The sequence below is a fragment of the Saccharomonospora saliphila YIM 90502 genome (genome assembly GCF_000383795.1).
Taxonomy (GTDB): domain Bacteria; phylum Actinomycetota; class Actinomycetes; order Mycobacteriales; family Pseudonocardiaceae; genus Saccharomonospora; species Saccharomonospora saliphila.
Genome location: NZ_KB912640.1, coordinates 61,718 through 71,375, shown reverse-complemented (window position 1 = coordinate 71,375; position 9,658 = coordinate 61,718). Strand labels below are relative to the sequence as shown.

Annotated in this window: 6 protein-coding genes; 3 read left to right on the top strand and 3 right to left on the bottom strand. The window is 70.8% G+C overall.

Annotated elements, in window-relative coordinates; all coding sequences use genetic code 11:
• Window positions 1-65: 65 nt before the first annotated feature.
• Window positions 66-674, bottom strand: coding sequence for a dTDP-4-dehydrorhamnose 3,5-epimerase family protein (locus SACSA_RS0105405; protein ID WP_028661567.1), 609 nt, complete (start codon window positions 672-674; stop codon window positions 66-68).
• Between the two features lie 332 nt (window positions 675-1,006).
• Between SACSA_RS0105405 and SACSA_RS0105400 the strand changes: the two genes are divergently transcribed.
• Window positions 1,007-2,194: an NAD(P)-dependent malic enzyme gene (locus SACSA_RS0105400; protein ID WP_028661566.1), complete on the top strand. Its 1,188-nt coding sequence runs from the start codon at window positions 1,007-1,009 to the stop codon at window positions 2,192-2,194.
• A gap of 167 nt (window positions 2,195-2,361) precedes the next feature.
• On the top strand, window positions 2,362-2,892 hold the full coding sequence (locus SACSA_RS0105395; RefSeq protein ID WP_232212842.1) for a hypothetical protein: 531 nt from the start codon (window positions 2,362-2,364) through the stop codon (window positions 2,890-2,892).
• 36 nt (window positions 2,893-2,928) lie between these two features.
• On the opposite strand, the gene SACSA_RS0105390 is transcribed toward SACSA_RS0105395, so the two are convergent.
• The gene (locus SACSA_RS0105390) at window positions 2,929-4,341 is read right to left on the bottom strand and encodes a bis-aminopropyl spermidine synthase family protein (RefSeq protein WP_048876489.1); all 1,413 of its coding nucleotides are present in this window, start codon (window positions 4,339-4,341) and stop codon (window positions 2,929-2,931) included.
• Window positions 4,342-4,602: 261 nt separating this feature from the next.
• On the opposite strand from SACSA_RS0105390, the gene SACSA_RS0105385 reads away from it, so the two are divergent.
• Window positions 4,603-6,168, top strand: coding sequence for a S8 family peptidase (locus tag SACSA_RS0105385; protein ID WP_028661565.1), 1,566 nt, complete (start codon window positions 4,603-4,605; stop codon window positions 6,166-6,168).
• 72 nt (window positions 6,169-6,240) lie between these two features.
• Here SACSA_RS0105385 and SACSA_RS0105380 read toward each other — a convergent pair.
• Window positions 6,241-9,658 (bottom strand): multifunctional oxoglutarate decarboxylase/oxoglutarate dehydrogenase thiamine pyrophosphate-binding subunit/dihydrolipoyllysine-residue succinyltransferase subunit (locus SACSA_RS0105380; RefSeq protein WP_048876539.1); only part of this gene is annotated, 3,418 nt, incomplete at its 5' end.

The following is a 9,658-nucleotide window of genomic DNA, read 5'->3' as shown; positions in this document are numbered from 1 at the left end:
GGCCCTGGGACTCGGCGCCCGAGTGCCCGTGCCGCCCGCGGGAGCGGGCGAGCCGCCGGTTGGTTTCACGTGTGCGCGCGGCGCAGCCGTTCGTAGTGGGCCGTGCAGTCCTCGTACCGGGGGAGCAGGTCGGCGCGCTCGGCCTCGGCGAGCGTGGGCGCCGTGGCGTCCTTGTCCGAAAGGAGCGGCTCGATGTCCGCGGGCCACGGAATGCCGAGAGCGGGATCGAGCGGGGTGACGCCGTGTTCGGCGGCGGGGTTGTACCCCGTGGAGCACAGGTAGACCATCGTCGTGTCGTCGTCGAGGGCCATGAATGCGTGACCGAGCCCTTCCGCGAGGTAGAGCCCGCGGTAGTCGGTGCTGTCGAGCCGGACCACCTCGTGCCTGCCGAAGGTCGGCGAGCCGACCCGCACGTCGACGACCACGTCGAGCAGCGCGCCCTGCGCGCAGTAGACGTACTTCGCTTGCCCCGGGGGCGTGTCGGCGAAGTGCACACCCCGCACGGTGCCCCGGCGGGAGAGGCTGTGGTTCATCTGCGCCACGCGCAGTGGGTGGCCCACCGCCTTGACGAACGCGTGCTCCTGAAACGGGGCCACGAACAGCCCCCGCTGGTCGGGAAAGACCGGCGGGGCGAACTCGTAGGCGTCGGGTACCGCAAGCTCGCGCACGTGCATGGTCGCGAGCATAGCGGCGGGCGCGGGTGTGCGCGGACAGGCCACCAAGCCGGACGGTCGTCTTGCTATCAGCCCCCTGACCAGGGGAAATCCGCCCCTGTCCTGTGATCTGAACCGCACCCCCGCGACGCGGGCGGGGCCGTACCTGGCAGACTGGGCGGACCGCCGCGTCCGCGGCCATGCCTGCCACGACGGACCACCCTCACCACGGGCGTGGAACGGACGCCTCGTCGGCGAGAGCGCTACAGCGCCGGACTCGCCGTGTGGACGAGCCCACCGCACCGGGAATGTCACCCGGTGATTCCAGTTCTCTTCAGTCCGAGGAGATTGACGTGTCCCAAGCTCAGGTGAGCGACGACGACATTTTCGCCGGTCACGAGGGCGGCAAGCTCTCCGTGGCCGCCACCCGCCCGATCACCCACGCGCGTGACCTCTCCATCGCCTACACCCCCGGGGTAGCGAAGGTGAGCCGTGCGATCGCGGAGGACGAGGCGCTGGCACAGCGCTACACGTGGGCCGACCGCCTGGTCGCGGTCGTGAGCGACGGCACGGCGGTACTCGGGCTCGGCGATATCGGTCCCCGCGCGTCGATGCCCGTCATGGAGGGCAAGTCGGTGCTGTTCAAGAGCTTCGCGGGGCTGGACTCGATCCCGCTGGTGCTTGACACCACCGACGTGGACGAGATCGTGGAGACGCTCGTGCGGATGCGTCCCTCGTTCGGGGCGGTGAACCTTGAGGACGTCGCGGCGCCGCGGTGCTTCGAGCTCGAGGACCGGCTCATCGAGGCGCTGGACTGTCCGGTGATGCACGACGACCAGCACGGCACCGCCATCGTGGTGCTCGCCGCGCTCCGGGGCGCGAACATGGTGCTCGATCGCTCGATCGCCGATCAGCGCGTCGTCGTCTCGGGCGCGGGCGCGGCCGGGGTGGCGTGCACCCGCATTCTGCGCGCCGCCGGAGTCGGGGACATCACCGTGCTGGACTCGCGGGGGATCGTGCACGCCGGCCGCGCGGACCTGACGCCGATCAAGGCCGAACTGGCGGAGACCACCAACGCGGAAGGGCGCACGGGCGGGATCGCCGAGGCGCTCGACGGCGCCGATGTCTTCCTCGGACTGTCCAGTTCGCGCGTCGACGAGGGCCTGCTGGAGACCATGGCACCCGATCCCATCGTGTTCGCGCTGTCCAATCCGGACCCCGAGGTGCATCCGGAGGTCGCGGGCAGGCACGCCACCGTGGTGGCGACCGGTCGCAGTGACTTCCCCAACCAGATCAACAACGTTTTGGCCTTCCCGGGGGTCTTCCGCGGCGCGCTCGACGCGGGGGCCCGGGCGATCACGGAGAACATGAAGCTCGCGGCGGCCGAGGCGATCGCCTCGGTGGCTGCCGACGAGCTGGCCGCCGACCACATCGTGCCCAGCCCGCTGGATGCGAGGGTGGCGCCCGAGGTGGCGGCCGCCGTGGCGAAGGCGGCCGAGTCCGACGGCGTGGCGACCCGCCCGTTGCGGCCTTCGGCCTGACCCACCGCCGGGGTCGGCAGGGCCTGACGCGCCGCCGTCAACGCGAAGGGAAACGCGGTGACGTCGGGCCCTGCCGACGCCTGATCCAGCCTTGGGGGCGGGTGGCGGTATGCTTCCTGCCGCCCGCGCGCGCCCGGGCCAGCGGCCGTGCGGACGGAAGGAGAAGGATGTCGTCTAGTCCTCACGATCCCGCCTCACAGCCCGGGTCGGCCCCGTGGCCGGGGCACCAGGCCGGGTACCCGCCGATGCCCGGCATGCCGCCGGGGGAGCCGCTGCCCGCCGGGCCGGAGGCCCGGGAACTGCACTCGCTGCCCCCGCAACGCCCCGGCACGCTGACGGCCGCGGCCGTCGTCGGGTTCGTGGCCTCCGGGTTCGAGATGCTCGGAGGCGTGCTCTGGATGCTCGGCGGCGCCGCGCTCGGCATGGTCGAGGACGCCTTCGACCAGGACTCGACGGTGGGCGGGGTCATCACACTGCTGGGGCTGGCCTGCCTCGTGCTCGGCGGTGCCTACATCTGGGGCGGCGTGCTGGCGTTGAAGGGCAGGAAACTCGTCCTGCTCGTCGCGGCGTGTACCGCCGCCGCGCTCAACCTCACCGCGGGCATCCTGTTCGGCGGCGGAGTGCTCAGTCTCGTCCTCGCTGCCGTGGTGATCCTGCTGCTCTCGCTGGCCCCGAGTCGCAACTACCAACCGCGCTGACGGGCTGCGGCCCACTACCCGGCGGGCGGCGGGCTCCTACCGGTCCGGGTCGGTCGCGAGTGCGGAGCGCAGCCGTACCAGTTCGTGCCGGGGCAGGTCGATCGCCCGCAGGTCGGCGAGGTGGGCGGGCAGGTCGGGTACCAGGTTGCGCAGTCGTGCGTGGGCGCGGGTCCAGACCCGATGCACGGCCTGCTGCGCGGCGGTGCCCCCTGGGGCCACCGCGTCGGCCACCACGACGGCGTGCGTGTTGTCCGGGGTGCTGCGCAGTAGCCGAAGCCGGTACTTCGGGGCGAGCAGCTCGCGCAGCGCCCGCTGGCCCGCCGCGTCGGCGAGGTCGGGGTGGGCGTTGGGCAGCAGCACCGCGACCCGCTCGGCGTTGATTCCCATTAGCACGCGAAGCAACCACGGACCGGGGTCGCCGGTGAGGTCGGCGGCCACGGCGGTGCCCGCACGGGGAGCCGCGCCCGGACTGGTCCAGTCCGGCGAGCGCCACTCGACCTCCCGCCCGCCCTCGGCGGCCAGAGCGGTGACCGCCTCCCGCAGCGCGTCGGAGGTGTGCGTGGCCTCCACCGACCGCGGTCCGTGCGTGTAGATGGTCTGCGCGCTCGTGGCCTTCTTCCGGGCGCGGGCGGTCGGGGCGCAGACGTAGAGGTCGGCCGCGCCTCCGATCGCCTGCGCGCCGTCGTAGCGGTGGAACGCGGGCAGGATCGCCTCGAACGTCAGCCCCAACCCGAGCAGCGCCCGCTGGACCCGCGCACCCAGCGTGGGATGCCGGTCGCTGTAGCCGTAGGCGAGCACGATCCGCCCCTCGGGCGGGTCCCGCAGGCACTCAAGAGCCCGCGCGGCGAACAGGCTCATGCCCTCCTGGGTGTACGGCGGGTCGCTGAACACCACGTCGGCCGTTCGCGTCACCGCGAGCGGGAGTCCGAACCGGAGGTCGGCGTGCACGGTCCGGATGTGGCCGTCGCCGCGCCGGTCGAGGTGTTCGAGTACCCGGTCGTCCACGTCCACCACCGTCAGCCGCGCCTGGGGCCGGAGCAGGTGCACCGCCAGCGAGGTCAGGTCGTGGTCTCCCAGGAAGAGCAGCTCGGCCTCACGAAGGTCGTACTGCTCGTCGAGCCAGCGTGCGCGGTCGAGCACGGTTTCCGCGGTGGCCTGGACGTGGTCGAGCGCGGCCAGCGGTGGGGGACCCTCGTCGATATGGCGGGCGATCGCGGCGCGCGCGTCCCCGGGCGGTGTCGCGGGCATGCCCACCCGGTCGAGGTGCCGGGGTGCGGAACCGGGGCGCAGGCGGACGGCGGTTCCGTCGCGCTCCACGTCGTCGGCGAGCGCGTCGAGCAGCTCCTCAAGCGTGCGCCGGGGCAGCGTGCTCATCCGCACGAGCTCGTCGAACGAACGCCACCCGTCCCCGAGGGCCGCGACCGCCGTCCTGACCGCCCGCGCGCGCATCCCGAAACCGTCCACGGCCACCGAGCCTAAAGCGGTCGCCGCCGTCCACCGCGCGCGGCCCGCCGGGCCGGTGGGACCGACCGAAGTCTGGTGCCGGTGCGACTTTCGGTCCGGTGCGTTCGGGTGGTGGATCGAGACAGATCCGGTCGTGATTACCCGGTTCGCCCGGTCACGGCAAGAGTGTCTTTCGCGCCGGGTGCCGCTCTACGTTCTCCGCCACGTTCACGGCGAAAAGCTCACCGGAACGTGGAGGGAGAGACCGTGCGAAGAGACCACAAGTTCACGCGCAGATCGTGGGCCGCGGCCGGGCTCGGCGCCGGCGTCGCGGTCCTCACCGCGCTCGGCGGTACCGTCACCGCCTCCGCGCAGGAGGGCACCGTTCTCGGAGCGGGTGCCGACGGTGCGATCGAGAACAGCTACATCGTCGTGCTCGAGGAGGGCTCGTCGGTGGAACAGGTCGCCGACCGCCATGACGCCAGTGTGAAGCGGGTGTACCGCAACGCCCTGAACGGCTTCTCGGCCACGATGAACGAGCAGCGCGCCAAGCGCGCCGCCGCCGACCCGGCCGTGGCCTACGTCGAGCAGAACCGGGTCCTGCACACGACGGCGGACCAGTTCGACCCGCCGTCCTGGGGGCTCGACCGCATCGACCAGCGCGAGCTTCCGCTCGACGACGTCTACAGCTACGCCACCACGGCGTCCGGCGTTGAGGCCTACGTCATCGACACGGGCATCCGCGTCTCGCACGACGACTTCGACGGCCGTGCCCGGCACGGGTGGGACTTCGTCGACAACGATGCGAACGCCGACGACTGCAACGGGCACGGCACCCACGTGGCCGGCACCATCGGCGGCGGTTCCTACGGTGTGGCCAAGGGCGTCGAGCTGATCGGCGTGCGCGTGCTGGACTGCCAGGGTTCCGGCAGCTACGCGGGCGTGATCGACGGGATCGACTGGGTCACCGAGAACGCCAGCGGCCCCGCCGTGGCGAACATGAGCCTCGGTGGCGGTGCCTCGACGGCGGTGGACGACGCGGTGCGCCGCTCGATCGACGCGGGAGTCACCTACGCACTGGCGGCGGGCAACGACTACGGCGCCGACGCGTGCAACACCTCACCGGCCCGGGTGACCGAGGGCATCACCGTGGGCTCGACCACTAGCTCCGACTCGCGGTCGAGCTTCTCCAACATCGGGTCCTGTCTCGACCTGTTCGCTCCCGGGAGCAGCATCACCTCCGCCTGGATCGGCAGTGACAGTGACTCGAACACCATCAGCGGGACCTCGATGGCGACCCCGCACGTGGCCGGTGCCGCCGCGCTGTACCTGGCCGACAACCCCTCGGCCTCGCCGCGGCAGGTGCGGGACGCTCTGGTGAACGGTGGTACGAGCGGCGTCGTCGGCGACGCCGGGAGCGGCTCGCCGAACGTGCTCCTGTACACCGGCGACGGCGACGACACCCCGCCGCCCGACCCCGAGCCCGGTGACTGTGAACCGGTGACCAACGACAACGACGTCGCCATCAACGACGGCGCGACCGCTACCAGCTCCGTGACCGTCAGCGGGTGCGAGCGGGCCGCCTCCAGCTCGGCCACGGTGGACGTCGACATCCGGCACACCTACCGCGGTGACCTGGTGATCGACCTGGTGGCCCCGGACGGCACCAGCCACCGGCTCAAGAACTCGGGGTGGGACCCGGGTGACAACGTCATCGAGACCTACACCGTCGACGCGTCGAGCTCGCCCGCCGACGGCACCTGGCAGCTGCGGGTGACCGACGTGTACTACGGCGACACCGGTTACATCAACAGCTGGACCTTCACGCCGTGACCCGCGCGGAATGAGGCGCCTCCTCGCGCCCGCACCGGCCGGCGACGGCGGTGCGGGCGCGAGTGCCCGCGCTTACTCGAACGCCCGGGCGATCAGGGCGCTCTGCTCGACCTCGTGCACCTTCGGCGACCCCGCCGACGGGGCGGCCATCGGCCTGCGGGCGACGACTTCGAGGCGGGGGAACGCCTCGGGCAGCCGGCGCGGGAGATTGAGCCCGAAGAACGGCCAGGCGCCCTGGTTCTCCGGCTCCTCCTGCACCCACACGACCTGGTTGGCGGACGAGTACTTCTCCATCGCGCTGACCAGCTTGGCCTTGGGCAGCGGGTAGTACTGCTCGACGCGCACGATCGCCACGTCGTCGATCTCGCGCCTGGCCCGCTCGGTGACCAGCTCCCAGTACAGCTTGCCGGACGTGAGCAGCACCTTGCGCACCTTGGCGGGTTCGACGTCGGTGTCGTCGATGACCGAGAGGAACTTCGAGCCGTCGGTGAAGTCCGCGACGTCCGAGGTCGCCTGCTTGTTGCGCAGCATCGACTTCGGCGTGAACACCACCAGCGGCCGGTTCACGCCGTCGAGGGCGTGCCTGCGCAGCAGGTGGAAGTAGTTCGCCGGGGTCGAGGGCACGGCCACGGTCATCGAGTGCTCGGCGCAGAGCTGGAGGAACCGCTCGATCCGGCCGGAGGTGTGGTCGGGGCCCTGACCCTCGTGGCCGTGCGGCAGCAGCAGCACCACGTCGGAGTGCTGGCCCCACTTGGCCTCGCCGGAGGAGATGTACTCGTCGATGACGGTCTGCGCGCCGTTGATGAAGTCGCCGAACTGGGCCTCCCACATCACCAGCGCCTCGCCGTTGGCCACCGAGTAGCCGTATTCGAAGCCGACCGCGGCGTACTCGGACAGCGCCGAGTCGTAGATCATCACGCGGCCCTGCCCGTCGGCGAGGTGTTGCAGCGGCGAGTGTTCCTGGCCGCTCTTGCGGTCGATGAGCACCGAGTGCCGCTGAGTGAACGTGCCGCGCCGCGAGTCCTGGCCCGCCAGGCGCACCAAACGGCCCTCAAGCGCCAGCGACCCGAAGGCGAGCAGCTCACCGAAGGCCCAGTCGATGCCGCCCTCGCGGGACATCTTGTGCCGCCGCTGGAGCACCGGCTTGACGCGGGAGTGCGGGTTGAAGCCCTCGGGCAGCTCGACGAACGCGTCGCCGATCTTCTCGATCACCTCGCGGGAGACGGCCGTGGGTACCTGCGCGGGCACCTGCTGGCTCTGCTCCACCGAGGGGCTCGGTGCGACCGGGTGCTTCTCCAGCTCGCGGACCTCGTTGAAGACGTGTTCGAGCTGGCTGGAGAAGTCGCGCAGCGCGGCCTCGGCCTCCTCCATCGAGATGTCGCCCCGGCCGATGAGCGCCTCGGTGTAGGTCTTCCGCACGCTTCGCTTGGCGTCGATGATGTCGTACATGCCCGGCTGGGTCATCGACGGGTCGTCGCCCTCGTTGTGGCCGCGGCGCCGGTAGCAGATCATGTCGATCACGACGTCCTTGTTGAACGCCTGCCGGTAGTCGACGGCCAGCCGCGCCACCCAGTAGGCGGCCTCGGGGTCGTCGCCGTTGACGTGGATGATCGGCGCGCCGATCATCTTCGCGACGTCGGTGGCGTACTGCGACGAGCGGGCGTGCTCGGGCGGGGTCGTGAACCCGACCTGGTTGTTGATGATGACGTGCACAGTGCCGCCGGTGCGGTAGCCGCGCAGCATCGCCAGGTTCAGCGTCTCGGCGACCACGCCCTGACCCGCGAACGCGGCGTCGCCGTGCAGCAGCACCGGCAGGACGGTGAACCCGCCCGAGTCGCGGTCGCCCTTGTCGAGGATGTCCTGCTTGGCGCGCACGATGCCTTCGAGCACCGGGTCGACGGTCTCCAGATGCGAGGGGTTCGCCGTGAGCGAGACCCGCGTCTCGCCGTCGCCGAACATGCGGAAGTACTTGCCCTCGGCGCCGAGGTGGTACTTCACGTCACCGGAGCCGTGGGCCTGGCCCGGGTCGAGGTTGCCCTCGAACTCCTGGAAGATCTGCGAGATCGGCTTGCCGACGATGTTGGCCAGCACGTTGAGCCTGCCCCGGTGCGGCATGCCGATGACCACCTCGTCGAGCTCGTGCTCGGCGGCCTTGTCCAGCACCGTGTCCAGCAGCGGGATGACCGTTTCGCCGCCTTCGAGGGAGAACCGCTTCTGCCCGACGTACTTGGTCTGCAGGAAGGTCTCGAACGCCTCGGCGGCGTTGAGCTTCGACAGCACGTACTTCTGGACCGTCGGCTCGGGCTTCTCGTGCGGGATCTCGACGCGCTCCTGGATCCAGCGCCGCTCGTCCGGGTCGAGGATGTGGGTGTACTCGACGCCGACGGTGCGGCAGTAGGAGTCACGCAGCACGCCGAGCACGTCGCGCAGCTTCATGCGCTCCTTGCCCGCGAAGCCGCCGACCGCGAACTCGCGGTCGAGGTCCCACAGCGTCAGGCCGTGCGACAGGATGTCGAGGTCCTCGTGCCTGCGCTGGCGGTAGTTCAGCGGGTCGGTGTCGGCCATCAGGTGGCCGCGCATCCGGTAGGCGTCGATCAGTTCGAGCACCCGGGCGGTCTTGTCGATCTCGCCCTCGGGGATGTCCTCCACCCAGCGCACCGGCTCGTAGGGCAGCCGCAGCGAGGTGAAGATGTCGTCGTAGAAGCCGTCCCCGCCGAGCAGGAACTCGTGGATGCGCTTGAGGAACTCGCCCGATTCCGCGCCCTGGATGATGCGGTGGTCGTAGGTCGAGGTCAGCGTCATGATCTTGCTGACGCCGAGGTTGACCAGCGTCTGTTCGCTGGTGCCCTCGAAGTGCGCCGGGTACTGCATCGCCCCGACGCCGATGATCGTGCCCTGCCCGGACTGGAGGCGGGGCACCGAGTGGTTGGTGCCGATGCCGCCCGGGTTGGTCAGCGAGATCGTGGTGCCCGCGAAGTCGTCGGCGGTGAGCTTGTTGTTGCGGGCCTTCTTGATGAGGTCCTCGTAGGCCTGCCAGAACTGGAGGAACGTCATGTTCTCGCAGTTCTTGATGGAGGCCACGACCAGCGAGCGCTGGCCGTCCTTGCCCTTCATGTCGATGGCGATGCCGAGGTTGACGTGTTCCGGCGTGACGGCGTGGGCCTTGCCGTCGACCAGCTCGTAGTGCCGGTTCATGTTCGGGAAGTCACGCAGCGCCCGCACCATCGCGTACCCGATCAGGTGGGTGAACGAGATCTTCCCGCCGCGGCTGCGCTTGAGGTGGTTGTTGATGACGATGCGGTTGTCCGCCATCAGCTTCGCCGGGACCGCGCGCACGCTGGTGGCCGTGGGCACGGTCAGCGACGCGTCCATGTTCTTGGCGATGGCGGCGGACGCTCCGCGCAGCGGCGTGCGCTCGGGGCCGGTGGTCGTCGAGGGCGGGGCGGGCCTGGCCGTGGCCGAGCTGGTCTGCTTCGGCTTCGGCTCGGCG

Coding starts and splice junctions, on each gene's coding strand:
- SACSA_RS0105405 (WP_028661567.1), bottom strand. CDS start 674: ATGCACGTGCGCGAGCTTGCGGTACCCGACGCCTACGAGTTCGCCCCG.
- SACSA_RS0105395 (WP_232212842.1), top strand. CDS start 2,362: ATGTCGTCTAGTCCTCACGATCCCGCCTCACAGCCCGGGTCGGCCCCG.
- SACSA_RS0105390 (WP_048876489.1), bottom strand. CDS start 4,341: ATGCGCGCGCGGGCGGTCAGGACGGCGGTCGCGGCCCTCGGGGACGGG.